21 protein-coding genes and 1 pseudogene are annotated in these 24647 nt (G+C 62.7%); 9 read left to right on the plus strand and 13 right to left on the minus strand.

Going from position 1 to position 24647, the window contains the following annotated elements:
• Window positions 1-42: 42 nt before the first annotated feature.
• From ACI7M0_RS18270 to ACI7M0_RS18280, 3 genes and pseudogenes are all read right to left on the minus strand, one after another.
• Window positions 43-810 (minus strand): methyl-accepting chemotaxis protein, encoded by a 768-nt coding sequence (locus tag ACI7M0_RS18270; protein WP_370688774.1) that lies wholly within the window; start codon window positions 808-810, stop codon window positions 43-45.
• A 165-nt stretch (window positions 811-975) separates the two neighbouring features.
• A pseudogene (locus ACI7M0_RS18275) lies at window positions 976-1710 on the minus strand (methyl-accepting chemotaxis protein); the annotation flags it as partial.
• Window positions 1711-1830: 120 nt separating this feature from the next.
• On the minus strand, window positions 1831-3594 hold the full coding sequence (locus ACI7M0_RS18280; RefSeq protein ID WP_129933316.1) for an ABC transporter transmembrane domain-containing protein: 1764 nt from the start codon (window positions 3592-3594) through the stop codon (window positions 1831-1833).
• A 210-nt stretch (window positions 3595-3804) separates the two neighbouring features.
• On the opposite strand from ACI7M0_RS18280, the gene ACI7M0_RS18285 reads away from it, so the two are divergent.
• Complete coding sequence (locus ACI7M0_RS18285) at window positions 3805-3978, plus strand: PA1571 family protein (RefSeq protein ID WP_003248731.1); 174 nt, start codon at window positions 3805-3807, stop codon at window positions 3976-3978.
• 114 nt (window positions 3979-4092) lie between these two features.
• Here the strand turns inward: ACI7M0_RS18285 and pdxB are convergent, their stop codons facing one another.
• The 5 genes from pdxB to rlmM all read right to left on the minus strand — a co-directional run bounded on the left by pdxB (window position 4093) and on the right by rlmM (window position 8803).
• Window positions 4093-5235, minus strand: a complete 1143-nt coding sequence (gene pdxB, locus ACI7M0_RS18290; protein WP_129933315.1) for a 4-phosphoerythronate dehydrogenase PdxB — start codon at window positions 5233-5235, stop codon at window positions 4093-4095.
• A gap of 60 nt (window positions 5236-5295) precedes the next feature.
• Window positions 5296-5538: a sulfurtransferase TusA gene (tusA, locus tag ACI7M0_RS18295; RefSeq protein ID WP_003248727.1), complete on the minus strand. Its 243-nt coding sequence runs from the start codon at window positions 5536-5538 to the stop codon at window positions 5296-5298.
• A 21-nt stretch (window positions 5539-5559) separates the two neighbouring features.
• Entirely contained in the window at window positions 5560-5703 is a 144-nt protein-coding gene (locus tag ACI7M0_RS18300) for a hypothetical protein (RefSeq protein WP_405314454.1), read from the minus strand.
• 162 nt (window positions 5704-5865) lie between these two features.
• Window positions 5866-7167, minus strand: coding sequence for an IS4-like element ISPpu8 family transposase (locus tag ACI7M0_RS18305; RefSeq protein WP_010952894.1), 1302 nt, complete (start codon window positions 7165-7167; stop codon window positions 5866-5868).
• A 571-nt stretch (window positions 7168-7738) separates the two neighbouring features.
• Entirely contained in the window at window positions 7739-8803 is a 1065-nt protein-coding gene (rlmM, locus tag ACI7M0_RS18310) for a 23S rRNA (cytidine(2498)-2'-O)-methyltransferase RlmM (RefSeq protein ID WP_129934017.1), read from the minus strand.
• Between the two features lie 224 nt (window positions 8804-9027).
• Here rlmM and acnA point away from each other — a divergent pair, with 224 nt between their 5' ends.
• Window positions 9028-11769, plus strand: a complete 2742-nt coding sequence (acnA, locus tag ACI7M0_RS18315; RefSeq protein WP_010953110.1) for an aconitate hydratase AcnA — start codon at window positions 9028-9030, stop codon at window positions 11767-11769.
• A 141-nt stretch (window positions 11770-11910) separates the two neighbouring features.
• On the plus strand, window positions 11911-13476 hold the full coding sequence (locus tag ACI7M0_RS18320) for a PAS domain-containing methyl-accepting chemotaxis protein (protein ID WP_104962217.1): 1566 nt from the start codon (window positions 11911-11913) through the stop codon (window positions 13474-13476).
• Between the two features lie 440 nt (window positions 13477-13916).
• Here ACI7M0_RS18320 and ACI7M0_RS18325 read toward each other — a convergent pair whose 3' ends face one another.
• From ACI7M0_RS18325 to ACI7M0_RS18345, 5 genes are all read right to left on the minus strand, one after another.
• Entirely contained in the window at window positions 13917-14801 is an 885-nt protein-coding gene (locus tag ACI7M0_RS18325) for a pseudouridine synthase (protein WP_014591800.1), read from the minus strand.
• Between the two features lie 51 nt (window positions 14802-14852).
• Window positions 14853-15161 (minus strand): hypothetical protein, encoded by a 309-nt coding sequence (locus ACI7M0_RS18330; RefSeq protein ID WP_014591801.1) that lies wholly within the window; start codon window positions 15159-15161, stop codon window positions 14853-14855.
• A 65-nt stretch (window positions 15162-15226) separates the two neighbouring features.
• Window positions 15227-15658, minus strand: coding sequence for a D-Ala-D-Ala carboxypeptidase family metallohydrolase (locus tag ACI7M0_RS18335; protein ID WP_064491094.1), 432 nt, complete (start codon window positions 15656-15658; stop codon window positions 15227-15229).
• Window positions 15659-15766: 108 nt separating this feature from the next.
• Window positions 15767-16006 (minus strand): glutaredoxin family protein, encoded by a 240-nt coding sequence (locus tag ACI7M0_RS18340; RefSeq protein WP_010953106.1) that lies wholly within the window; start codon window positions 16004-16006, stop codon window positions 15767-15769.
• Between the two features lie 73 nt (window positions 16007-16079).
• The gene (locus ACI7M0_RS18345) at window positions 16080-17288 is read right to left on the minus strand and encodes an ammonium transporter (protein WP_129933381.1); all 1209 of its coding nucleotides are present in this window, start codon (window positions 17286-17288) and stop codon (window positions 16080-16082) included.
• A gap of 312 nt (window positions 17289-17600) precedes the next feature.
• Between ACI7M0_RS18345 and ACI7M0_RS18350 the strand changes: the two genes are divergently transcribed.
• The 6 genes from ACI7M0_RS18350 (at window position 17601) to ACI7M0_RS18375 (ending at window position 24645) form a co-directional block, all read left to right on the plus strand.
• The gene (locus tag ACI7M0_RS18350) at window positions 17601-17915 is read left to right on the plus strand and encodes a YqjD family protein (protein ID WP_010953104.1); all 315 of its coding nucleotides are present in this window, start codon (window positions 17601-17603) and stop codon (window positions 17913-17915) included.
• 9 nt (window positions 17916-17924) lie between these two features.
• Entirely contained in the window at window positions 17925-18299 is a 375-nt protein-coding gene (locus tag ACI7M0_RS18355; RefSeq protein WP_003248706.1) for a phage holin family protein, read from the plus strand.
• Window positions 18296-18625: a hypothetical protein gene (locus ACI7M0_RS18360; RefSeq protein ID WP_020192627.1), complete on the plus strand. Its 330-nt coding sequence runs from the start codon at window positions 18296-18298 to the stop codon at window positions 18623-18625. Before ACI7M0_RS18355 ends, ACI7M0_RS18360 begins: the two co-directional genes overlap by 4 nt.
• Before the next feature lie 148 nt (window positions 18626-18773).
• On the plus strand, window positions 18774-20105 hold the full coding sequence (locus tag ACI7M0_RS18365) for a deoxyguanosinetriphosphate triphosphohydrolase (RefSeq protein WP_129933383.1): 1332 nt from the start codon (window positions 18774-18776) through the stop codon (window positions 20103-20105).
• Between the two features lie 281 nt (window positions 20106-20386).
• Window positions 20387-21004: a response regulator transcription factor gene (locus tag ACI7M0_RS18370; RefSeq protein WP_003248700.1), complete on the plus strand. Its 618-nt coding sequence runs from the start codon at window positions 20387-20389 to the stop codon at window positions 21002-21004.
• Window positions 21005-21012: 8 nt separating this feature from the next.
• Entirely contained in the window at window positions 21013-24645 is a 3633-nt protein-coding gene (locus ACI7M0_RS18375) for an ATP-binding protein (RefSeq protein WP_129933385.1), read from the plus strand.
• The last annotated feature ends 2 nt before the right edge of the window (window positions 24646-24647 follow it).

Consider the following 24647-nt stretch of genomic DNA (forward strand, 5'->3'; position numbering starts at 1 on the left):
GGCTTCAGCCTCGATGGGCACCTGCAACTCCTGCAAACCGAGTCAGGCGCTCAGGCGGGAGGTGACTTCGCCCAACTGCCCTGACAAACCATGCAGGCGCTGCCCCGCCTGCTCGGTATGCTGCACCGCTTCCTGGTTGGCCGTGGCAATCCGGGTAATTTCGATCAGGTTGCGCGAGATATCTTCGGCCACGCTGGTCTGCTCCTCGGCCGCTGTGGCGATCTGCCGGTTCATGTCGCGGATCGCCTCCACCGCCTGGGTGATACGTTGCAGCATCTGCCCGGCCTGCTCGACCTGCTCAGCCCCTTCCTGGCTACGTTGCTGGCCACTTTCGATGGCCTTGACCGCCTCCACAGCCCCCGACTGTACCGCCTCGATGATCTGGTGAATTTCTGCAATCGACGCTGCCGTGCGCTGGGCCAGGCTGCGCACTTCATCGGCGACCACCGCAAAACCACGCCCGGCTTCGCCAGCACGGGCCGCTTCGATGGCCGCGTTAAGCGCCAGCAGGTTGGTCTGTTCAGCAATGCCGCGGATCACTTCCAGCACTTTGCCTATCCGTGTGCTGTCATGCTCGAGATCGCGAATTACCGTTGCCGTGCCGGCGATTTCGCGGTTGACCAGCCCGATGATGTCGATGGTCTGCTGCATCACCTGCTCGCCGGCCTGGGCGCTGTGGTCGGCGTCATCGGCCGCGCGGGCCGCCTCGGCGGCGTGGCGAGCGACCTCTTGGGCAGTGGCGGACATTTCGTGCATGGCCGTGGCTACCTGGTCGGTACGCTGGAACTGGTCATGAGTACCGCGGGCCATGTCACCGGCAATACTGCGCAACTGGCCGCTGGCACCTTCCAGCTCCTGAGCGTTGTCCTGCAGCCGGCCGACGGTATCGGCAAGGAAGTCACGCAGGGTGTTGGCCGCCCGCGCCAGACGCCCCAGCTCATCCTCCCGACGGCTGTCGACCCGGGCAGCAAAGCTGCCTTGGCTGAGCTGCGCGACGTACTCGATCAACTGGCGGATCGGCTCGATCAGGCTACGGTTGACCAGCCACAGGCTGAGCAGCCCCACCAGCACCGCAGAAGCCAGCATCACCAGCAGGCCCAACCATACCGTGCGCTCGGCACTGGCATTGATGCTGGCTGCACGCTGGCGAGCATCGGCGCGCAGTTGCTCGACCAGTTCGCTCATTTGCTCACTGGCGGCACGGTCCACGCCTTTGACCGCCCGGTCGCCCGCTACCGGGTCGCCGCCTGCCGCCAGGAACGCCTGGCGGCCTTGTGCATAGGCCTGGCCCAACTGGCGGTGGCTGTCGCGCAATTGCTGCAGCGACGCCTTGAGCCTGGCATCACTGTTGTCGATCAATTGCCCGAGCAGTTGTTGTACTTGCTCTTCGCGGGCCTGGAACTGCTGCCAGTACTTGTCCATTTCCGCAGGCTGGCGCCCTCGCAACAGCACGTTCTTCCATTCCTGCACCTGGATCTTGAACTGCAGGTTGGCTTCGTCAATCAATTGCGAGGCCCGCAGCGGCCCGTCGACCAGCTCGGCGTAGCCACGCACGCTGGACGACAGGAACTGGAAACACACCAGGGCGATCAGCAGCATCGCCAGCACACTGCCGCCGAGCAGCGAGAGAATTTGCACTCTGAGGGATTTACGCAACATCGAGGGTCTCGGAACCAGAGGGAGTAGGCAGAGGCCGCTGTACAGCCTCATTACTGGCAGGCCAAAAAAAAGCTGCCATCACGCAATGGCAGCCAGGTCGAGCACTTACGCAACAGTTGAGGCAAATCTTCTCAGGCAATTACTACAGAAATGTTACAAAGCCACGACACGCTAGCCCGTGGTGAACTGCAGCGCTGCCAGCCGCGCATACAACGGGCTGTCCTCGATCAACTGACGGTGGGTGCCCACCGCCACCAGCCGGCCTTGGTCGATGACCGCGATGCGCTCGGCATGCTGTACCGTGGCCAGGCGATGGGCGATTACCAGCGTGGTACGGCCGGCCATCAGGCTGGGCAGCGCTTGCTGGATCAAGTATTCGCTTTGTGCATCAAGGGCACTGGTGGCTTCGTCCAGCAACAGGATCGGCGCATCGACCAGCAAGGCCCGGGCAATCGCCAGGCGCTGGCGTTGCCCGCCGGAAAGGCCGATGCCGCCCTCCCCCAGCTGGGTCTGGTAGCCTTGGGGCAGTTGCCGGATGAATTCGTCGGCATGGGCGCCACGGGCCGCTGCTTCGACTTCAGCCAAGGTCGCCTCGGGCCGGCCATAACGAATGTTGGCCTCCACCGTGCCACGGAACAGCGAGGGGTTTTGTGCCACCAAAGCGAACTGCCGGCGTAGCTGGTCGGGATCAAATTCGATAACCGGCTGGCCATCGAGCAGGATGCGCCCTTGCTGTGGGTCGTAAAAGCGCAGCAACAAATCGAACAGGGTCGACTTGCCTGCCCCGGAAGGGCCAACCAGGGCGACGGTCTGCCCGGGTTCGATGGTCAGGCTCAGGCCGTCGACAGCTGCCACCGTGGGCCGTGAAGGGTAAGCGAACACGACCTGCTGCAGCTCGATACGCCCACTGGCCCGCGGCTGTGGCAGCACCTGCGCCTCGGCGGGCGGCAGGATGGCACTTCGCGCGGCCAACAGTTCGGCAATGCGCTCGGCGGCACCCGCGGCCCGTTGCAACTCGCCGATCACTTCACTGAGGGTACCGAAGGCGCTGCCGACGATCAGGCTGTAGAACACGAATGCAGCCAGTTCGCCTGCGGATATACGCCCGGCGATCACATCCATGCCGCCGACCCACAGCATCACCCCCACCGCCCCCAACACCAGCACGATCACCAGGGTTATCAGCCAGGCACGCTGTGTAATCCGCTTGCGGGCAACAGTAAACGCTGCCTCGACCGTATCGGCGAACAGTTCACGGTCGTGCGCCTGGTGGTTGTAGGCCTGCACGGTCTTGATCTGCCCGAGCGTTTCAGCCACGTAGCTGCCCACATCGGCGACCCTGTCCTGGCTCTGCCGCGACAGGCTGCGCACACGACGGCCGAACAACAGGATCGGTGCCAACACCAGCGGCAGCGTTACCACCACGATGCTGGTGAGCTTGGGGTTGGTGATGAACAGCAATACCACACCGCCAATGACCATCAGCGCGTTGCGCAGGAACATCGACAGCGATGAACCGATCACTGATTGCAGCAAGGTGGTGTCCGCAGTCAGCCGAGACTGGATCTCGGAGCTGCGGTTGTCCTCGAAAAAACCTGGGTGCAGGCCGATCAGGTGATCAAAGACGGCACGACGGATATCGGCCACACAACGCTCGCCAATCCACGACACCAGATAGAAACGGCTGAAGGTACCCACCGCCAGCGCCAGCACCAGCAGCAGGAACAGCCCGATGGTCTGATTGAGCTGGTGCGCGGAGCGGGTCATGAAGCCTTGATCCACCAGCAGGCGGATGCCTTGGCCCATCGACAGGGTGATGGCAGCGGTGACCACCAGCGCCAGCAATGCCAGCAGCACTTGGCGGCGATAAGGGCGAACGAACTGCCAAGCCAGGCGCAAGGCGCGGCGTTGGCGCGGGGAAACCGATTCGGGCATGGCGACGACCACAAAGGGTGGGGAAGCGGCAGCCTACCATTCATCCCGGTCGGGAGACTGCATGAAGGTTGCTATAACGCATCGATCTAAACAGCTTATGGAGCTTTCACAGGGTTTCTGCTGGACTGTTGCTGCCGTGACCCGGAAGCTGTCACAGGCCAGTCACGGCGCAGGGCTACCCTGAGCTTGAACCTGAAGAGGAGACAGTGCATGAGCTTGCAGCATGGCAGTGATAACCAGAAGCCCCAGACCTCCCCGCAACCGCAAGTATGCGGTTCGATCATCGACGCCAAGGGGCGCGAAGTGCCGATCACCGAGCAGATGATCCAGCAGGCCTGCAAGGCCCTGGAAGAAAGCCGTGTCGAGCGCGTACGCAAAGGTTGATCGGCGAATTCTTTGCAACCCGGCGCTTGCGCCGGGTTTTTATCTGCCCAGTCAGTGGGCTTGGCCGCCCCAACAGGCAACCGCACCTACCTGCAAGATCAACACAAGGCTTGCTTAGACCAACACCCCACCCAAGGCACTGACCAACTGCGCCAACTGCGGCGCCTCCCCGTGCAAGCGCACGGCCAGCCCCTCGATCTCGCGCCTTGGCGGGTATTGCTTGCGCAACTGGTCGAACGCCGCCCGCTGTTGCTGCGGATCATCGCTCAGGCTACGGCGGAAATCGGCATCATCACGGCGCGGGTCATACACGGCGCGACACAGGGTGGCCATGGCCCATGACAGGTCGGTGCTGGCATCCAGCTCGATCTGCGCCAGCGGTGGCTTGGGCAGCAGCTCGGCCAGTCGCACCTGCTCGTTCACACCCTGGTAGCGGCAAAGCGCCTGGTAGATCTGCGCCGTGCCACGCTGGCGGCCATCGAGGCTATAGCCGGCAATGTGCGGCGTAGCGAGGGTGCACAGGTCGGCCAACGTCAGGTCGACCTGCGGCTCCCCTTCCCACACATCCAGCACCGCGTGCACGTCTTCACGGTCCAGCAGCAGCTCGCGCAGGGCCACGTTGTCCACCACCGGGCCACGGCTGGCGTTCAACAGCCAGGTGCCCGGGCGCAACTGTGCCAGCTGCGCCTGCCCCAGCAGGTGCCAGGTCGGGTGCTGGCCGCCGCGTTGCAACGGGGTATGCAAGCTGATCACATCGCACTGCTGCAGGATGGTTTCGAGGCTGACGTAGTCGCCGCCCTCGGCGGCCTGACGCAACGGGTCGCACACCAGCACCTTCCAGCCCAGGCCATGCAGCACCCGCACGAGGCGGCCACCCACTTCACCCGCGCCCACTACGCCATACACGCGCTCAGGCAATGCCACGCCATCCAGTTCGGCCAGGGTCAGCAGGCTGCCCAGCACGTAATCGACCACGCCGCGGGCATTGCAGCCAGGTGCGCTGCTCCAGCGGATGCCAGCTTCTGCAAAGTATTCCAGGTCCAGGTGATCGGTGCCGATGGTGCAGGTGCCGACAAAGCGTACACGGCTGCCTTCGAGCAGCTTACGGTCGACCTTGGTCACCGAGCGCACCAGCAGGATATCGGCGTCCTTGACGCTGGCAGCATCGAGGCTTCGGCCGGGGTAGCGGCGAATTTCACCGAAACCCTGGAAGAAGGCATCGAGCAGCGGGATGTTCTCGTCGGCAACTATCAGCATGGCGCTCTCCTGTCTGGGGAGCGCAGTGTAGGCGCAACGCCGGGCGTGTTCCAGAGCGACTCAGTCGGCTTTCTTGCGGATCCAGTACAGGAAAGTGCCAGCGTCCTCTTGCTGCTGCAGCAGCTCATGGCCGAGGAAGTTGCAGAACTTGGGGATGTCGCGGCGGGTCGACGGGTCGGTGGCGATGACCTTGAGCAGGCCGCCGGCGGCCAGGTTGCGTACGTGCTGGTGCAGCATCATCACGGGTTCCGGGCAGTTCAGGCCGGTGGCATCGAGGATGGCGTCGGGGGTGAAATCGGTCATGGGGGGCTCCGAAAATGATCGCTATTGTCGCGCATAGCGCGACGCGGTCCAAGCACGGCTTTCAAACCCAGCGCTCTTGATCTTGATCTTGATCTTGATCTTGATCTTGATCTTCGCGACTTCAGGAGGCTGAACGCAGGCCTTGCGGAGGGAGGTGACGGGCATGGATGCCCGTCAAGCGCTGAGGCCCCAGGATGGGGCCTTCGGCGCGGTCCTGCCGGGAGCAAGGCCGGAGTGAGGGGACCCCGGAGCGCAGCGCAGGGGCAGGCCCATGGTTACTTTTTGTCGCGTTTGACAAAAAGTGACTCGCCGTAAGGGCCATCCCTTTCAAGGTCTTTTGGTTTTGGCGGCCTTGATGACCCGATCCGTCGAAACATGAGCATGTACAGCCGTCCCTTGCACCCAGGCCTTCGCTTTGAGCACCTTGGGGCCTCGTGGGCTTTTCGCAACCTGTCTGGGCTGGATGTTTCTGGCCAGCTCCAGCAGGCGCTGAGCCAGGTTTTCCATCGGAACAACGGGCATGTACTCGGATGGCAGGGCAATCTGCATGCCTTCGTAACCCCCTCTGATCTGCACCGCCAAGTGATAGATCGAGGCTTCCCAATTCTCGGGCAAGGCATCGCGGTGAGCCTGTTCAACACTTCGCTTGAGCAAGGCCAGAACGTTGTATGCCAGCACGGCAGTGGTGAATCCAAGCAAGGCGGCTCGCGGACTGCCGAGGGTTTCAATTTCACTTTCCAGAATTGCTTCCAACCGCTGGAACATCCCTTCAATACTCCAGCGGCGCCGATAGAAGTCTGCGATCTGTTGCGCACTGATGCTCTCGGGCAGGTTGCTCCAGAACATCAAGCTGTTATCACCTGAGTCGTTTGGTGAATGAAGCGTTAACTCGACACGTCGCCAACGGTGCCCGCCTTTTACTTCGATGGATTGCTCGCGCACAGTGCCTGTGGCGACGGGCATCGGTGCTTGCCACTCACCTTCCTGGATCAAGCGTGGATGCTTGGCCTGCTGGCGAATGACAAATGATGTCTTCACCTGTTCGCACGCCTCCATTACAGGCAGCGTGCAGTAGAGACGGTCAGCGATCCAAACCTGATTGGTCTTTGCTTCAGCCAGCAACGGCAAAACACAAACTCGTTCGCTTGCGTAGGCGTCCTCGCACGGCTGGAGGTCAATTACCTGATCCAGGTCGGGGTCGTAAACCACCACCGAAAACCCGGGGCGAGCCGCTCCGCGCTCTTGGCGCAGCGCGCCAAGACGCTTTTCGGTAGAGGCCAAGTGGCTGCCATCGACCACCCGAACTTGCCAATCAGGAAGCATGGCTGAGCAGCCCAACTCATGGATTGTCGGCGCCAAGCGCTGCGCGCAGCCTGTCACCAGAGCACGCAACAGGGCAGGTTCGGTTCGACTGATCTTGTCGTACAGAGCTGCCAGGCTGACGGGAAGGTCGTCCAGTTGTCTTGCCGCAGCATGCAGCGATGGCTTCAAGCCCAATGAAACAAGCGACATCAACTTGATAATGGTCGAGAACAGCAGCTCGCGAGAATACTGCCGTTGGCGGTGCTCCTCGAAAACCTGATCGACCCACTCCGGCGCAATGGCCTGCTCCAAGGCAAGTTTGGCCATTACGCTGGCGGGTGCTTTTTTCTCGAATCGCGCTAGTACATCAGCCCACATCGCTCGGGTCTTCCTGACTGGATTTCAGCGAATTCTACCGAAGACCTTGAAAGGGATGGCCGTAAGGGCGAAAAGGTGAGCCAGCGTCGCCATCGCAAACGGACGGTTCGCTGAGTCAAAACAGACGAATTTGCTTCTTGCTTCTTGCTTCTTGGATGTGAGCATCCACATCGAGTAGGTATTCATTTGCGAAGGTGGCGCATAGTCACCTTTCCGCCCTTACGGCGGGTCCCTTTTTGTCGTGGCAAAAAGGAACCAAAAACCGTCGGCTCCCATCATCCGGCCCCTGCGCTGCGCTCCGGGGTCCCCTCGCTCCGGGCTTGCTCCCGGGAGGACCGCGCTGCAGGCCCCATCCTGGGGCCCAGCGCTTGACGGGCATCCATGCCCGTCACCTCCCTTCGCAAGCCCTACACTCGGCCTCCTGAAGTCGCAATCTGCGTCGCCTGAACTATCGCGCGCTTAGAAGCAACAGCAAAAGCAGACGCAGACGCAGACGCAGACGCAGAACGACGCGCTGGCCTCAGCGTGGCTTCAAATCGAGCCGCCGCAGGTGGCACGTCACTTCCTCGCGGTCGTGGTACAGCTGCTTGCAGGCAATCGACACCCTGATCTTGCGTGCCTTGAATGTTGCATCCATACGGTCGAGCAGGCGCCGTACTTCGGCATAACGCTGCTTCATCGGCAACTTCAGGTTGACCACCGCCTCGCGGCACAGCCCCTCACCCAGCCAGGTTTCAATCAGCGAGGTGGTACGCGCCGGCTTCTCGACGATATCGCACACCATCCAGTCTACCGGCTGCTTCGGCTGCCAGGTAAAACCATCGGCCATCAAGTGCTGGACCAGGCCTGTGTCCATCAGGCTTTCGGCCATCGGCCCGTTGTCGATGGCTGTCACCAGCATACCGCGGCGCACCAGCTGGTAGGTCCAGCCACCCGGCGAGGCTCCCAGGTCGACGCCGGTCATGTCATCACCCAGGCGCTGCTCCCACTGCTCACGAGGGATGAACTGGTGCCAGGCCTCTTCCAGCTTGAGTGTCGAGCGGCTAGGCGCCTCGCGAGGGAACTTCAGGCGCGGGATGCCCATGGGCCACAAGGCGCTGTTGCTGGCCGATGCAACGCCGACAAATACCCGCCGGCCGCTGATGAAGGTCAGCAGCAAGCGTGGGCGGCCAGGGTCGTCGACCAGGCGGCCGGCCTTCTCCAGGGCCTTGCGCAACGGCACTTCGAACTTTCGGCAGAAGGTAGACAATTCCTTGCCTTCGTTGCTGTCCAGCACCTCCAGCCAAAGGCTACCGAACACCGGGAAGTCAGCCAACTGCGCCAGCAGTACGCTGATGCGGTCACTTTCCGGCAGTTCGACGTAACCGCCACGTGCCCACTGCCGCGGGAAAATCAGCTGGTTGAAACGCAGCTCCCCCATCAAGCGCTCGGCACCGCCCTCCTCGCTACAGACAAACTCGGCACTGGCACTTTGCGGCTTGCCTTTGGCATAGCCAGCAACACCCAGGCGGGCGGCATGTTCGCTGATTTCGGCGCAAACCTCGCCCTCGAAACCGGGCCGGCAATGCATGAACAGGGTATTCATCTCTCACTCCACTACGGCTGGCGCACCACAGGCGCCGGCAGGGCGGCGATGATAAAGGAAGTTCGGAACCTGCGACACGCCCCGCCGGTCCAGAAAAAGGTCAGGTAGCGTAAACCGGTCTAACCTGACCATTCAGCCAGGTCCGTGCCGTGCGGACCGATACAGAGCGGTGCTGCCGGCAAACCGTGAATATTTGCCGGGCACCGGTGCAGAAGGAGTTGGCAATGCCCTCGCTCGATAGCCTGAACACCCTCAAGCCCCTCAAGGTCGGCGACAAGACCTACCACTACTTCAGCCTCACCGAGGCCGCCCGCCAGCTGGGTGACCTGCAGCGCCTGCCCATGTCGCTGAAAGTGCTGCTGGAAAATCTGCTGCGCTGGGAGGATGGCGCGACCGTCACCGGCGACGACTTGCGCGCCATTGCCCAATGGCTTGGCGAACGGCGCTCCGACCGCGAGATCCAGTACCGCCCGGCGCGGGTGTTGATGCAGGACTTCACCGGCGTGCCCGCCGTGGTCGACCTGGCGGCCATGCGCGCCGCCATGGCCAAGGCTGGCGGCGACCCGCAACGGATCAACCCGCTGTCACCGGTCGACCTGGTGATCGACCACTCGGTAATGGTCGACCGCTACGGCACGCCACAGGCTTTCGCCGAAAACGTCGACATCGAAATGCAACGCAATGGCGAGCGCTATGCCTTTCTGCGATGGGGCCAGAGCGCCTTCGACAATTTCCGCGTGGTCCCCCCGGGCACCGGCATTTGCCACCAGGTCAACCTGGAATACCTGGGCCGCACGGTGTGGACCCGTGAGGCCGACGGCCGCACCTATGCCTTCCCCGATACCTTGGTGGGCACAGACTCGCACACCACCATGATCAACGGCCTGGGCGTACTCGGCTGGGGTGTCGGCGGCATCGAAGCGGAAGCGGCCATGCTAGGCCAGCCGGTATCGATGCTGATCCCCGAAGTGATCGGCTTCAAGCTGACCGGCAAGCTGCGGGAGGGCATCACTGCCACTGACCTGGTGCTGACCGTGACGCAGATGCTGCGCAAGAAAGGCGTGGTGGGCAAGTTCGTCGAATTCTACGGCGACGGCCTGGCCGAGTTGCCCCTGGCCGACCGCGCAACCATCGCCAACATGGCACCGGAATACGGCGCCACCTGTGGTTTCTTCCCGGTCGACCAAGTCACCCTGGACTATCTGCGCCTCTCGGGCCGCCCCGAAGCGACCGTGCAACTGGTCGAGCAGTACTGCAAGGCACAGGGCATGTGGCGCCTGCCCGGCCAGGAGCCGTCATTCAGCGACACGCTGGCCCTGGACATGGACGACGTCGAAGCCAGCCTGGCCGGGCCCAAACGGCCGCAGGACCGCGTAGCGCTGGGCCAGGTCAGCCAAGCCTTCGACCACTTCATCGAGCTGCAGCCCAAACCGCTGGCCAAAGAAGTTGGCCGCCTGGAAAGCGAAGGTGGCGGCGGTGTGGCAGTGGGCAACGCCGACCAGACCGGCGCAGTCGACTACAGCCATCAGGGCCAGACCCACACCCTGCGCGATGGGGCCGTGGTGATTGCCGCGATCACCTCCTGCACCAACACGTCCAACCCCAGTGTGATGATGGCTGCCGGGCTGGTGGCGAAAAAAGCACTGGAAAAGGGCCTGCAACGCAAACCTTGGGTCAAGAGTTCGCTGGCGCCGGGCTCCAAAGTCGTCACCGACTACTTCAAGGCAGCCGGGCTCACGCCTTACCTCGACCAACTGGGTTTTGATCTGGTCGGCTATGGCTGCACCACCTGCATCGGCAACTCCGGCCCGCTGGACGAGGCGATCGAAAAAGCCATTGGCAGCGCCGACCTCACCGTGGCCTCGGTGCTATCGGGCAACCGCAACTTCGAGGGCCGCGTGCACCCACTGGTCAAGACCAACTGGCTGGCCTCGCCCCCGCTGGTGGTGGCCTACGCCCTGGCCGGCAGCGTGCGCCTGGACCTGACGCGCGACCCGCTGGGGTCAGGCAAGGACGGCCAACCGGTCTACCTGCGGGATATCTGGCCGAGCCAGCAGGAAATTGCCGAGGCCGTGGCCAAGGTCGATACGGCGATGTTCCACAAGGAGTACGCCGAAGTGTTTGCCGGTGATGCGCAATGGCAGGCCATCGAGGTGCCACAGGCCGCCACTTACGTGTGGCAGGCTGACTCCACCTACATCCAGCACCCACCGTTCTTCGACGGCATCGGCGGGCCGCCGCCACAAATTGCCAATATTCACGGCGCACGGGTGCTGGCGCTGCTGGGCGATTCAGTGACCACCGACCACATTTCCCCCGCCGGCAACATCAAGACCGACAGCCCGGCCGGGCGCTACCTGCGGGAACAGGGTGTGGAGCCACGCGACTTCAACTCCTACGGTTCGCGGCGTGGCAACCACGAAGTGATGATGCGCGGCACCTTCGCCAACATCCGTATCCGCAACGAAATGCTGGCAGGCGAAGAAGGCGGCAACACGTTGCATGTGCCCACTGGCGAGAAGCTGTCGATCTACGACGCGGCCATGCGTTACCAGCAGGAAGGCACCCCGCTGCTGGTGATTGCCGGCCAGGAGTACGGCACCGGTTCGAGCCGCGACTGGGCAGCCAAGGGTACCAACCTGCTGGGGGTCAAGGCCGTGCTGGCAGAAAGCTTCGAGCGTATTCACCGCTCCAACCTGGTGGGCATGGGCGTGTTGCCGCTGCAGTTCAAGGCCGGGCACAACCGCAAACAGCTGGGGCTGACCGGCAAGGAGCAGATCGATGTACTGGGGCTGGACGGCGCACATATCCACCCCGGCATGAGCCTGCCCTTGCGCATTACCCGCGAGGATGGCCAACAGGAACAGATCGAGGTGCTATGCCGGATTGATACCCTGAACGAGGTGGAATACTTCAAGGCGGGGGGGATTCTGCATTATGTGTTGCGCCAGATGATCGCCAGTTGAGTCTGGCCGAAGATTCGTTCCGTTCTTGAAACCGAGCGCCGCGGGGGCGGCGCTCGATCTCTCTAATCAATGAATCAAATATCCATTCAATAAAACCAGCCGCTTGCCGATACCTGTCGAAAGCCCTGCGGACTATCACCCATGCGTAACAACCAGCCGATTACCCAGAGAGAACGGACTTTCCCAGCCCAGCAGCGGTTGATCTCCACTACCAACGCCAAGGGTGTGATCACCTACTGCAACGATGCCTTTATCGAAATCAGTGGTTTCACCCGCGAGGAGCTGACGGGCGCACCGCACAACCTGGTGCGCCACCCCGACGTACCGCCTGCCGTGTTTGCCCATATGTGGCAAACCCTCAAGCAGGGCCAGCCGTGGATGGGTATCGTCAAGAACCGCTGCAAGTCCGGCGACCATTACTGGGTCAACGCCTATGTCACCCCCATTTTCGATAACAACCAGGTTGTCGGCTTCGAGTCGGTGCGGGTCAAGCCCACCGCCGAGCAGATCCGCCGCGCCGAGGCCCTGTACCAGCGCATCAACCAGGGCAAGCCGCCGGTACCGCGTCGCGACAAGTGGCTGCCAGTGCTGCAGGACTGGCTACCGTTCATCCTGATCAGCCAGGTGGGCTTCCTGATCGGCAACTGGCTGGGTCATTCCTGGGGCTTTGCCTTGGCCGCAGGGCTTTCGGTACCGCTGGGCCTGCTTGGCCTGAGCTGGCAGCAACGCGGTCTCAAGCGCCTGCTGCGCCTGGCCGAGCAAACCACTTCCGACCCACTGATCGCGCAGATGTTCACCGACAGCCGTGGCGTGCAGGCGCGCCTGGAAATGGCCATGCTCAGCCAGGACGCACGCATGAAAACCTGCCTGACGCGCCTACAAGACAGTGCCGAACACCTGAGCGACCAGGCACGCCAGTCCGATGCCTTGGCGCACAAGAGCTCTTCGGGGCTGGAGCGCCAGCGGGTGGAGACCGAGCAAGTCGCCGCCGCGGTAAACCAGATGGCCGCCACCACTCAGGAAGTGGCCAACCATGTACAGCGCACCGCCGATGCCACCCAGGAAGCCAACCGCCTGACCAGCCAGGGCCGGCAGATTGCCGGAGAAACCCGCGAGGCCATCGAGCGCCTGTCGGCGGCAGTGGGCGAGACCGGCCAGACGGTTACACAACTGGCCAAAGACAGCGACGAGATTGGGGGCGTGGTCGACGTGATCAAGGGCATCGCCGACCAGACCAACCTGCTGGCGCTTAACGCAGCCATTGAAGCGGCGCGCGCCGGTGAAATGGGCCGTGGCTTTGCCGTGGTGGCTGATGAAGTGCGTCAGTTGGCCCAGCGCACCGCCGAATCCACCGGGCAGATCCACGGCCTGATCGCCAAGCTGCAACAGACCGCCAGCAACGCAGTGCTGACCATGGAAACCGGCCACCGCCAGGCACAGGAAGGCGTCGATCGGGTTATGCAGGCCGACGAGGCGCTGGTAGGCATCAGCGAAGCGGTGGCCAATATCACCGACATGGCCACCCAGATTGCTGCTGCAACCGAGGAGCAGACCGCAGTGGCTGACGAGATCAGCCGCAACATCAGCACCATTGCCGAACTGGCCGACCAGACCGCCGAACAGGCGCAGCACTCGGCACTGCTGAGCGAGGAACTGACCAGCACGGCGGGTAGCCAGTATTCGCTGGTGGAGCGCTTCAACCGCTGAAGCTCGAGACTTCCGCTGGGGATGGCACCGGCTCTGCCGGTGTTCGCGGGTAAACCCGCTCCTACAACGGCAGTGCCGAACCACCGATGCTGTGCCGGGCCGTCGATGCCTGTGTCGAACCACTGATGCGCGTCCACCCCGGTCCATGTAGGAGCGGGTTTACCCGCGAATACGGTAGCAGCAGCAACGGTGAACGGCGGGTGAAAATTGGCCAGCAGGCCCGGCCCATTCGCGGGTGAACCCGCTCCTACAACGGCTGTGCCGAACCACCGATGCTGTGCCGGGCCGTCGATGCCTGTGTCGAACCACTGATGCGCGTCCACCCCCGGTCCATGTAGGAGCGGGTTTACCCGCGAATACGGTAGCAGCAGCAACGGTGAACGGCGGGTGAAAATTGGCCAGCAGGCCCGCCCCTTTAGCAGGCAAGTCCGCTTGCTGTGTTACCAGTCCAACCGCAAGCGGCTCTCGAAGTAGCGCTCTTCGCCACTCAGCGGGTCCTCGAAACGCAGGCTCTGCGCCAGCAATTTCAGCGGCCGCTGGTAGTCATCCTCTTCGTTGAGCAATTGCGGATAGAACGGGTCATTGCTGATCCCTGCCCCCAAAGCCGCCATGTGCACACGCAACTGATGGGTCTTGCCGGTCACGGGCGACAGCCCATAGCGCCATCGCTCACCGTTCTTCTCCAGCACCTCGGCCAGGGTTTCACTGTTGGCCTCACCCTCCACCTCATGCATGCGGAAAAATGGCTCGCCATGCACCAGGCGGCTTTTGTGCACCAGCGGAAAGGCATGCTGTGGCATGGCAGCGGCAATGGCTTGGTAACGCTTGTCGATACGCCGCTCGGGGAACAGCCGCTGGTAGGCGCTGCGGCTGTGCGGGTTGGCGGAAAACAGCACAAGCCCGGCGGTGTGCCGGTCAATGCGGTGCAACGGCACCAGGTGCGGGTTGTCCAGGCGCCGGATCAGGCGGCGCAACAAGGTCTGCTCGACGTATTCACCGGTCGGCGTCACCGGCAGGAAATGCGGTTTATCGGCCACCACCAGGTGCTCGTCCACATGCAGCACCACCTCCTGCACCGGGATCGGCCGTTCGTTCGGCACTTCGCGGAAATAATGCAAACGCATGCCACGCTTGTAAGGCAGGTCGGCGGCAACTGCCTGCCCCTCGGCATCCAGCACCCGGCCACGGGCAAAGCGGTCAAGCCACTGGGCGCGGTCGATGGCCTTGAAATGATCACACAAGCAATCGAGCACCGTGACCCAGTTACCAGGTGGCAGGCACACCGTACTGGCTTGCTGGCGGGCGGGGTCGAAAGGCGTGGTCATGGCTGGGCTCGAGACGTTCATGGCCGCGCATTATCGCCCAAGCCCGCCCCCTCAACCAGCCTGGGCCATCGCCTCGCAGCGATCCTTCAGCCAGCGCAGTACCTGCACCGGCTCCCAGCGGCCAGGGTCGTAGAGTGCATAGAGCAACCCCTCATAACCCACCACATCCAGCCCTCGGTGGTAACCGGCCCGCTGGAACAAGGCCTCGATCTCGGCGAAGCAGGTATTGAAGTGGACTTTGCCGAACGGCGTGCAGTCGCCCGTCACCAGGCCTTCGAGGCGCAGTTCCAGAACGGCGTCAGCCACCCGATCCACGGGCATGCGGTTGACGCTGTACTTGAGTTGCTCGACATTGAGCATGGCTTCACCTCGACACTGTATTTATATACAGCATACGAACATCCCCTTGCTGCCGTCAATGCGCTTCATTGCAGCCCCGCCAGGTAGCCGCTGCCTTTGCGCAGGGTCAGCACCTGCCTGCGTGGCGTGCCGCGCGTCACCGACAGATGCACCCATCTGTCGAATTCCAGGATCAGCTGATCGAAGGGCACCGCACTTTCGCTGATTCGCCGGACGGTCTCGCGCGGGCTGACCTCGATCACCGTGAAGTCCGCCGCCAGCCCTTGCACGTGCTGGCTATCGGAGGCGCCACCGATCAACCGATTGACCCTTTCACTGCGATACCCGCTGCTGATGATGATGGGCGCGTCGAACAACGCACGTACCTGTTCCAGCGCACCACACAGTAATTGCAGGTTGGCCCTGGCTTCGAGGGGCGGTGCATTATCGAACCCGTCGCGGGCGGCGAGCTGGGAAACGGTCATTTCATCGAGGGTGAAATGTGGAGTGATCAACATGGCGAGCTATTCCGATGATGGAGAAGGTTACCGGCGACGGTGCGCCTCCACCGGATCATCAGCTCGCTTCACAGATCATGGAGCAGGGTTGCAACTCCTCTGCAGCCATCATTGCCCAAGAAAGGCCACCACTTGTTCGGTATCGAACGGCCAGTGCAACTCGGCGCCGTTGTCACAGCGCCGCAGCACCGGAATGATCAGGCCATAACGCTCGAACAAAGGCTCGCTCTCAGCGATGTCGACCAGCTCTACCAGCAGGCCATGATCGACGAGAGGCATCAACACAGCCTCGGCCACTTCGCAGAGGTGGCAGCCGAGGGTGCCGAACAGTTGACATTCAGGCAGCATGTGGCAGGTCCCGGGTTGGCATACACAGAAGCCTATTCTAGGCGCGCCACGCCCACCCTGCACCTGACCTGGCTCAATCCTGGCTGGTAGCACCGATCCGGTGCAGCGACAGGTCCGCGCCCTGGAACTCCTGCTCATGGCTCAAGCGCAGGCCATGCAGCGCACGAATGGCTCCGTACACGGCAAATCCACCGGCCAAGGCCACCAGCACGCCCATCAGGCTGCCCAGCAACTGGCTGACCAGGCTGACACCGCCCATGCCACCCAACGCCACCTGGCCGAACACGCCACAGGCGATGCCACCCCACACGCCACACAGACCATGCAACGGCCATACGCCCAGGACGTCGTCGATTTTCCAGCGATTTTGCGCGGCGGTGAAGGTCCAGACAAACAGCGCCCCCGCCACCAGGCCGGTGGCGAGCGCACCCACCGGGTGCATCAGATCGGAACCTGCGCAAATCGCCACCAACCCGGCCAGCGGGCCGTTATGCAGAAAGCCCGGGTCGTTGCGCCCGGCCAGCAACGCTGACAGGGTGCCACCCACCATGGCCATCAACGAGTTGATCGCCACCAGGCCGCTGACGCCCTGCAAGGTCTGGGCACTCATGACGTTGAAGCCGAACCAGCCGATGATGAGGATCCACGAGCCCAGCGCCAGAAAGGGAATGCTCGATGGCGCAAAAGCCACCAAACGCCCATCGCGGTAACGCCCACGGCGCGCGCCCAGCAGCAGCACCGCCGCCAGCGCCAGCCAGCCCCCCATGGCGTGTACCACCACAGACCCGGCAAAGTCGTGGAACGGTGCGCCGAAGCGTTCCTGCAGCCAAGCCTGTAGGCCCAGATTACCGTTCCACACCACACCCTCGAAGAACGGATAGACGAACGCCACGATCAACGCCGTAGCGCACAACTGCGGCACGAACCGCGCCCGCTCGGCAATGCCCCCGGAGATGATCGCCGGAATCGCCGCCGCGAAGGTCAGCAGGAAGAAACACTTGACCAGCGCATAGCCATGGTCGACAGCCAGCGTTGCCGCCGGCTGGAAGAAGTTGACCCCATAGGCGATCCAGTAGCCTATAAAGAAGTAGACCAGCGCCGAGATGGCGAAGTCGCTGAGGATCTTCGACAAGGCGTTGACCTGGTTCTTGTGGCGCACCGTGCCCACTTCAAGGAACGCGAAGCCGGCATGCATGGCCAGCACCAGAATGGCGCCCATGAGAATGAACAGGGTGTTGGAACCGTGGACCAGAGAGTCCATAGCGCTGTGCATGTTTTCCATGAAATAGGCAGACCTGCTGAAAAAGGCACCAGGACAGTTCAAGAACCTGCATCCCTGCACCGAATCGGTGCCAGCCCCTACCCTGTTCAGGTGAGCGGGGTGAAGCCTGCGTGGTTTTTTCTTGGGTTTGTCGTGGATTGGGTTAAGGTTTATCGGTATCCGCTGCGCGGGCGCCCTGAATCGGCGCATAACCGGTCACAGGCGCTCCGCAACGTGGCAAAAACATAGCAAGGCCCATACCAGCAGCCGCACTTGAACCTTCCATGCGTGCTGTCACTCGAAGTACCAACACTCATCGACAGGGAGAGACCCATGGCCAGCAAATCGGCAAAGAATGCACAAGAGATATTGATGGCTGACTTTCAGGCCTTGGTGCGCGACACCGAGAAGCTGCTGGCCGACACCGCCAACCTGGCAGGCGACCAGGCCGACGAGTTGCGCGAGCAGATTCACGAGCGCCTGGCCCAAGCCCGCGAAACCCTGCAACTGACCCAGGACTCGGTACGTGAACGCGGTCAGGCAGCGCTTGGCAGCGCCGAGCAGTACGTGCAGGAAAATCCATGGCGGGCAATCGGCATCGCCGCCGGCGTCGGCCTGTTGATCGGTCTGCTGGCCAACCGGCGCTAAGGGGAACCCATGGAGAATGACGCCAACGGCGCCGGCGCTTCGGGCAAGCGCCTGGGCGCGGCCATGCTGGGGCTGCTGCACAGTCACATCGAGCTGTTCGGTATCGAGTTGCAGGAGCAGAAGGGCCGTACCTTGAGCCTGCTGCTGTTCGCCGGCCTGGCGCTGGTGTTCGCCTTGCTGCTGCTGACCGCGCTGTCCGGGCTGCTGCTGGTGCTGCTGTGGGACAGCTATCGACTGGCCGGTATCATTGGTCTGTGCGTGTTCTATGGCATTGCTGCACTGTACTGCGGCGTGCGCCTGAAGGCGGCGGTGTTCGACGAATCATCGCCCTTCGGCGCCACCCTCGACGAACTTGCCAAGGACAGGGAGCGCCTGTTGCCATGAGCCTGCCAGAACTGCCAAACACGCGTAACCCGCGCGAACTGCGCAAGGCGCTGCTGCGCCTGCGCATGGAAATGCACCGCCAGGAAATCCGTCATGAGTCCGGTCAGTTGCTTGAACCGCTGCGCCGCGTGCGCGGTATGGGCAGCTCGCTACATGAAGGCCTGGGTATCAAGCATGCGCCACTGTGGGGCATCGGTGCCGTGGTGGCGCTGGGCTTTCTCACCGGCAAGGGCGTACGCAGCGGCAACCTGACACGCCTGATACGGTTGGGCAGCACCCTGTTGCCACTGGTACGCCTCTACCTGCAAGGCAGCCGCCGCCCCTGACCAGGGTTCGCCCCGGCAGAAGCAGCCTTGTGCTGCGAAGAGGCCCGTTCCATCGATACGAATGCATCAACGGGCCGGCCTCTTCTTCGCAGCACAATGCGCTTCCTGCAGGGTATGCTGCTGCCTTCGAACGACAGGAGACCGCGCCTTGGACTGGCACACCTTGCTTACCCGCGAACGGCTGGGCAAAGCCCTGTACAGCGCCGATGAACTCGGGCGCAGCCCCTTCCACAAAGACCACGACCGCATCATTTTCTCCGGTGCCTTCCGCCGCCTCGGCCGCAAGACCCAGGTGCACCCGGTGTCGAGCAACGACCATATCCATACGCGCCTGACTCATTCGCTGGAAGTCAGCTGCGTCGGCCGCTCGCTGGGGATGCGCGTCGGCGAGACCCTGCGCGACAACCTGCCGGACTGGTGCGCCCCCAGTGACCTGGGAATGATCGTGCAGTCAGCCTGCCTGGCCCACGACATCGGCAACCCGCCATTCGGCCACTCCGGCGAAGACGCCATTCGCCACTGGTTCCAGCAGGCGGCCGGGCGTGGCTGGCTGGACGACATGAGCGATGACGAACGGGCCGACTTTCTCAACTTCGAAGGCAATGCCCAGGGCTTTCGCGTGCTCACCCAACTGGAATACCACCAGTTCGATGGGGGGACCCGGCTGACCTATGCCACCCTCGGCACCTACCTCAAGTACCCGTGGAGCGCCCGCCACGCCGACGCCCTGGGCTACAAGAAGCACAAGTTCGGCAGCTATCAGAGCGAACTGCCCCTGCTCGAACAGATTGCCCGCAAGCTCGGCCTGCCGCAGCTGGAACACCAGCGCTGGGCGCGCCACCCGCTGGTGTATCTGATGGAGGCTGCCGATGACATCTGCTACGCGCTGATCGACCTGGAAGACGGCCTGGAAATGGAGCTGCTGCAATACGCAGAAGTCGAGGCGCTGTTGCTCGACCTGGTCGGCGAAGACCTGCCAGAAACCTACCGCCAGCTCGGCCCACGCGATTCTCGTCGGCGCAAACTGGCCATCCTGCGCGGCAAGGCCATCGAACACCTGACCAACGCCGCCGCCCACGCATTCGTCGAGCAGCAGCAGGCGTTGCTGGCCGGGCAACTGCCGGGCGACCTGGTGGAACACATGCACGGCACAGCCAAACGCTGCGTACTGCAAGCCAAGGACATGGCGCGCAACAAGATCTTCCAGGACAAACGCAAGACCCTGCACGAAATCGGCGCCTACACCACCCTGGAGATTCTGCTGAACACGTTCTGCGGTGCGGCCCTCGAGCAGCACGGTGGACGTACGCCATCGTTCAAGAGTCGCAGGGTGCTGGACCTGATCGGCAACAATGCGCCAGACCCGCATGCCTCGTTGCACAGCGCCTTCCTGCGCATGATCGACTTCATCGCCGGCATGACCGACAGCTATGCCAGCGAAATGGCCCGGGAGATGACCGGGCGCTCCAGCCCGACCTGAAACGCGTCGGTGCAGCGCAGGCTCGGCCAGGCGCTGCACCACGCTTGCAGGAAACTTCCTACACCAACGGGGCCACACTAAACGGCACGAATAAAAACTAATGAAAAGTTACCAAAATCGCTTTGACAGCGAGTTAAGCACACCTAATCCGTAGCCCATTTTGTTTTATCTTGTAAGCCGTTTCCCATATAGGCCTAACAGCCATTCCTCGCACGCCTGAGGACTTCCAACTGCGATAAGGTGCCCACTGTCACCCTCAATCGACCGCAGGGAAGTTGAACATGCACTCCATATTTATCGTTGACGACCATCCGGTGATTCGCCTGGCCGTCCGTATGCTGCTGGAAAACCAGAATTACAAGATTGTCGGCGAGTCGGACAACGGCGTAGACGCCATGCAGATGATCCGCGAGAGCAACCCCGACCTGGTCATTCTCGACATCAGCATCCCCAAGCTAGACGGCCTGGAGGTGCTGGCCCGCTTTCAGAGCATGGCCCTGCCCTTGAAGGTTCTGGTATTGACCGCACAGTCCCCGGCATTGTTTGCCGTACGTTGCATGCACTCGGGCGCAGCAGGCTATGTCTGCAAGCAGGAAGACTTGAGTGAACTGCTCAGTGCAATCAAGGCCGTATTGGCCGGTTATAACTACTTCCCCAGCCAGGCAATAAAAAACAACCAGACGACCGACAGCGACCTGCAACTTTTCCGCCAGGTAAATGACCGCGAACTGATGGTGCTTCAACTTTTCGCCCAAGGCCGCAGCAACAAGGAAATTGCCAAGGGCATGTTCCTCAGCAGCAAGACTGTCAGTACCTACAAGAAGCGCCTCATGCACAAACTGCAAGTCAATACGCTGGTCGATCTTATTGAGATGGCCAAGCGCAACGCGCTGGTCTGAACGTGGTCATGGCCCGAGTTATCAATCGCCTGCTGCTCGTCTTGCTGCTGCTCAGCGGCGCGACACAGGCTGGCCATCGCGAAGCCGCGTCCTTTACGTTGCTGGCGCGCTCATCGGCCCGCCCCGTCCAGCCCGTGCTCACGCCCGAACAACGGCAATGGCGCGAAGGCCGGCAGGAACTGGTGCTGGGCACGTCGGCACCCGACTATCCACCGTTCGATATCACCGGTGGCGGCAACGACTACCAGGGCCTGACCGCCGAGTATGCAAACCTGATCGGCAAGGCCTTGCAGTTGCCAGTGAGGGTGCTGCGTTTCTCCAGCCGGCAGGCGGCGGTGGAGGCGCTCAGGCACGGTGATATCGACCTGCTGGGCAGCGCCAATGGCTACGAAGCGGCCAGTGACGGCCTGGCACTGTCGCGCCCCTATGCCGTCGACCAACCTGTACTGGTAACGCGTGAAGACGAAAACCGGGCACTGGACACGGACCTTGCCGGCATGCGCCTGGGCATGCTCTACCACTATTTGCCCAGACAGGAAGTACTCACCGCCTACCCCAAGGCCGAGCTGCTGGCCTTCGGTTCTTCCAGCCAGGCACTGAATGCTGTCGCGTTCGGGCAGGCCGACGTGTTCATCGGCGATACCATCTCCACGCACTACCAGCTCAACCGTGGTCATCTGCCCCGCCTGCGCATGGCCAACTTCGGCAAACACGAGGCCATCGGCTTCGGTTTTGCCTTGCGTCAGCAAGATACCGTGCTGCTGGACCTGGTGAACACCATCCTGGACAGGCAAAGCCCGGCCATTCGCTCCAGTATCTTCAAGCGCTGGAGCGCCGGCAGCGACCTGTTGCTGAGCGATCGCCAACTGCAATTGAGCGCGGCCGAGCAGCAGTGGCTGCAGGAGCACCCCGTGATGCGCGTGGCAGCCGATGACGCGGCTGCACCACTGTCCTACTTCGATGATTCGGGGCATTTCCGAGGCATCACCGCCGACCTGCTGGACCTCATTCGCCTGCGCACCGGGTTGCGTTTCGAAGTGCAGCGCGCCAGTGGCATTGCCGACATGGTCGCCCGCCTCAAGGATGGCCGGGCCGATGTCATCGCCGCACTGGCCAGCGCCGGCAAAGCAGGGGACGACCTGCAAATCAGCCGCCCCTATCTCGAAAGCGCCTATGTGCTGGTCAACCACAAGGACAACAATGCATTGAGTTCACTGGAGCAGTTGCAGGGGCATCGTATCGCCATTACCCGCTACAGCACCATGAACGCCATGCTGTCCCGGGACTACCCAAAGATAAGCTGGGTCGAGACCGAAAGCGCGTTCTACTCCATGGCGTTGCTCAACAGCGGGGCTGTCGATGCGGTGATCACCACCCTGATCGACGCCAATCACGCCCTGGCCAGCAACCCCGAACTGGTCATCCGCACCTCGGTCGGCAGCGAACCCGCCAATTTCGCCATGGCCACCATTGCCCCGTCACCGGCGCTGTTGTCGATCCTCGACAAGGCTTTGCTGAGCATCTCACCGGAGGAGCTGGGGGTAATCAACAACCGCTGGCGTGGCTTTGGCAGGCATGAGGATGACAACACCAAAGGCTACAGCCGCCTTGCCCTGCAGGTGGTGCTGGCCACGGCCGTGCTTTTGTTGCTTGCCCTGCTCTGGAATGCCCGCCTGCGCCTGCAGATTCGCCAGCGCCAGCGCGCCGAACGCGCGCTGAACGACCAGTTGGCATTCATGCGTGCCCTGCTCAACGGTACGCCCCACCCCATGTATGTGCGCGACCGCGAGGGTTGCCTGAAAAGTTGCAACTACAGCTACCTTGAAGCCGTGCAGGCCCGCTCCGATCAGGTGATCGGAAAAAAACTCAAGGACAGCCTGTTTGCCGATTCCGAGCAGGCTCGGCAGATCCAGGCGGATTACCAGAAAGTCATGGCGGCGGGTTCACCACTGATCAAGGACCGTCCATTACGGATCAAGGGCCGGGACCTGACCATCTACCACTGGATCCTGCCGTACCGCGACTCCCTGGGTGAGGTGCAGGGGATCATCGGCGGCTGGATCGACATCAGCGAACGCCGCCAACTGGTCCTGGAGCTGCGCCAGGCCAAGCAGCAGGCCGACGATGCCAATCGGGCCAAGAGCACGTTCCTGGCGACCATCAGCCACGAAATCCGCACCCCGATGAATGCCGTCATCGGCATGCTGGAACTGGCGGTCAAGCGCGCCGACCAGGGCCGGGTGGACCGCAGCGCGCTGGAACTGGCACACCATTCGGCCAAAGACCTGCTAGGCCTGATCGGTGACATTCTCGACATCGTGCGCATCGAGTCCGGGCACTTGTCCCTGGCCCCGGAGGTGGTCGACCTGGCGGCGCTGGTCGAATCGGTGGCGCGCATTTTCGATGGCCAGGCGCGGCAGAAAGGCCTGGCCCTGGAGGTGCAGATCGCCCCGGCCGCACGCTGCCATGTCCTGCTTGACCCGCTGCGCTTCAAGCAGGTGCTGTCCAACCTGGTGAGCAATGCCATCAAGTTCACCGAGCACGGTCAGGTGCGTATCTGCGTCAGGCTGCTGGATGACGGAACCAGCACACCAGCCGTACTGGAGCTGGAGGTGCGCGACAGTGGCATCGGCATCCACCCCGACGACCTGCAGCGCCTGTTCAACCCGTTCATCCAGGCCAACCCGCACAGCCAGGGCGCCCGCGCAGGTACCGGGCTGGGCCTGGCCATCTGCCGCAACCTGTGCGAAATGATGGGCGGCAGCCTGTCCATGAAGAGCCTGGAGGATGTCGGTACCCAGGTGCGCCTGAAGATGCCGCTGCAACGGGTGGATGGCGCAGAGCAGCCCAAACCGCTGCCCGAGCAGCTCGACGTGCCCGACCCACGGCTGAACGTGCTGGTCATCGATGATCACCCGGCCAACCTGCAGCTGATGGCGCAACAACTTGGCTACCTGGGCCTGGAGCACGCCAGCGCCCGCGATGGGCAGGAAGGCCTGGCGACCTGGCGGGAAGGCGACTTCGATGTGCTGGTACTCGACTGCAACATGCCGCACATGAACGGTTACCAGCTGGCGACTGCCGTGCGCGCCGAAGAACGCCATGGCAAGCGACCACCCTGCACCATCCTCGGCTATACCGCCAACGCGCAGCCGGAAGTACGCCGCAAGTGCCTGACCGCCGGCATGGACGACTGCCTGCTCAAGCCCATCAGCCTGAGCACCCTCAGCCAGCGCCTGGCTGGCATTCGCCCGCGCCGCCAGCAACGCCCCCGACGCAAGCTGTACCAGCTGGACGGCCTGGCCGCCGTGGTCGGGCCTGACCCGGTTGACCGTCAGCGCTTCCTGGAAACCTTGCATCAGAGCCTTCAGGCCGACCTGGCCAGCCTGATGGCGCTTCACCCGCAACACGACAGCGGCGCCATTGCCGAGCAGGCCCACAAGGTGCTCAGCGCCGCACGCATGCTGGAAGCCCCTGACCTGATGGCGGCGTGTGAAGCCCTCGAGGCCAGCGACTTGCCCACTGCCCAGGTGCGCCTGCGGCGCCAGGCACTGGCACGGCATATGTGCCGAGTGGAACGTGCCCTGGCCAAGGAATTGGCCACAAGCACGGATACTCAGGCAGGCAACCACACGTGTTAACT

The organism is Pseudomonas sp. 10(2024), from assembly GCF_045164175.1.
GTDB classification, from domain to species: Bacteria; Pseudomonadota; Gammaproteobacteria; order Pseudomonadales; family Pseudomonadaceae; genus Aquipseudomonas; species Aquipseudomonas alloputida.

Excerpts from the sequence above, each read along its gene's own strand:
- ACI7M0_RS18270 (WP_370688774.1), bottom strand. The coding sequence starts at position 810 with ATGGCCCGCGGTACTCATGACCAGTTCCAGCGTACCGACCAGGTAGCC.
- ACI7M0_RS18280 (WP_129933316.1), bottom strand. The coding sequence starts at position 3,594 with ATGCCCGAATCGGTTTCCCCGCGCCAACGCCGCGCCTTGCGCCTGGCT.
- ACI7M0_RS18285 (WP_003248731.1), top strand. The coding sequence starts at position 3,805 with ATGAGCTTGCAGCATGGCAGTGATAACCAGAAGCCCCAGACCTCCCCG.
- pdxB (WP_129933315.1), bottom strand. The coding sequence starts at position 5,235 with ATGCTGATAGTTGCCGACGAGAACATCCCGCTGCTCGATGCCTTCTTC.
- tusA (WP_003248727.1), bottom strand. The coding sequence starts at position 5,538 with ATGACCGATTTCACCCCCGACGCCATCCTCGATGCCACCGGCCTGAAC.
- ACI7M0_RS18300 (WP_405314454.1), bottom strand. The coding sequence starts at position 5,703 with ATGCCCGTCACCTCCCTCCGCAAGGCCTGCGTTCAGCCTCCTGAAGTC.
- ACI7M0_RS18305 (WP_010952894.1), bottom strand. The coding sequence starts at position 7,167 with ATGGCCAAACTTGCCTTGGAGCAGGCCATTGCGCCGGAGTGGGTCGAT.
- rlmM (WP_129934017.1), bottom strand. The coding sequence starts at position 8,803 with ATGAATACCCTGTTCATGCATTGCCGGCCCGGTTTCGAGGGCGAGGTT.
- acnA (WP_010953110.1), top strand. The coding sequence starts at position 9,028 with ATGCCCTCGCTCGATAGCCTGAACACCCTCAAGCCCCTCAAGGTCGGC.
- ACI7M0_RS18320 (WP_104962217.1), top strand. The coding sequence starts at position 11,911 with ATGCGTAACAACCAGCCGATTACCCAGAGAGAACGGACTTTCCCAGCC.
- ACI7M0_RS18325 (WP_014591800.1), bottom strand. The coding sequence starts at position 14,801 with ATGACCACGCCTTTCGACCCCGCCCGCCAGCAAGCCAGTACGGTGTGC.
- ACI7M0_RS18330 (WP_014591801.1), bottom strand. The coding sequence starts at position 15,161 with ATGCTCAATGTCGAGCAACTCAAGTACAGCGTCAACCGCATGCCCGTG.
- ACI7M0_RS18335 (WP_064491094.1), bottom strand. The coding sequence starts at position 15,658 with ATGTTGATCACTCCACATTTCACCCTCGATGAAATGACCGTTTCCCAG.
- ACI7M0_RS18340 (WP_010953106.1), bottom strand. The coding sequence starts at position 16,006 with ATGCTGCCTGAATGTCAACTGTTCGGCACCCTCGGCTGCCACCTCTGC.
- ACI7M0_RS18345 (WP_129933381.1), bottom strand. The coding sequence starts at position 17,288 with ATGGAAAACATGCACAGCGCTATGGACTCTCTGGTCCACGGTTCCAAC.
- ACI7M0_RS18350 (WP_010953104.1), top strand. The coding sequence starts at position 17,601 with ATGGCCAGCAAATCGGCAAAGAATGCACAAGAGATATTGATGGCTGAC.
- ACI7M0_RS18355 (WP_003248706.1), top strand. The coding sequence starts at position 17,925 with ATGGAGAATGACGCCAACGGCGCCGGCGCTTCGGGCAAGCGCCTGGGC.
- ACI7M0_RS18360 (WP_020192627.1), top strand. The coding sequence starts at position 18,296 with ATGAGCCTGCCAGAACTGCCAAACACGCGTAACCCGCGCGAACTGCGC.
- ACI7M0_RS18370 (WP_003248700.1), top strand. The coding sequence starts at position 20,387 with ATGCACTCCATATTTATCGTTGACGACCATCCGGTGATTCGCCTGGCC.
- ACI7M0_RS18375 (WP_129933385.1), top strand. The coding sequence starts at position 21,013 with ATGGCCCGAGTTATCAATCGCCTGCTGCTCGTCTTGCTGCTGCTCAGC.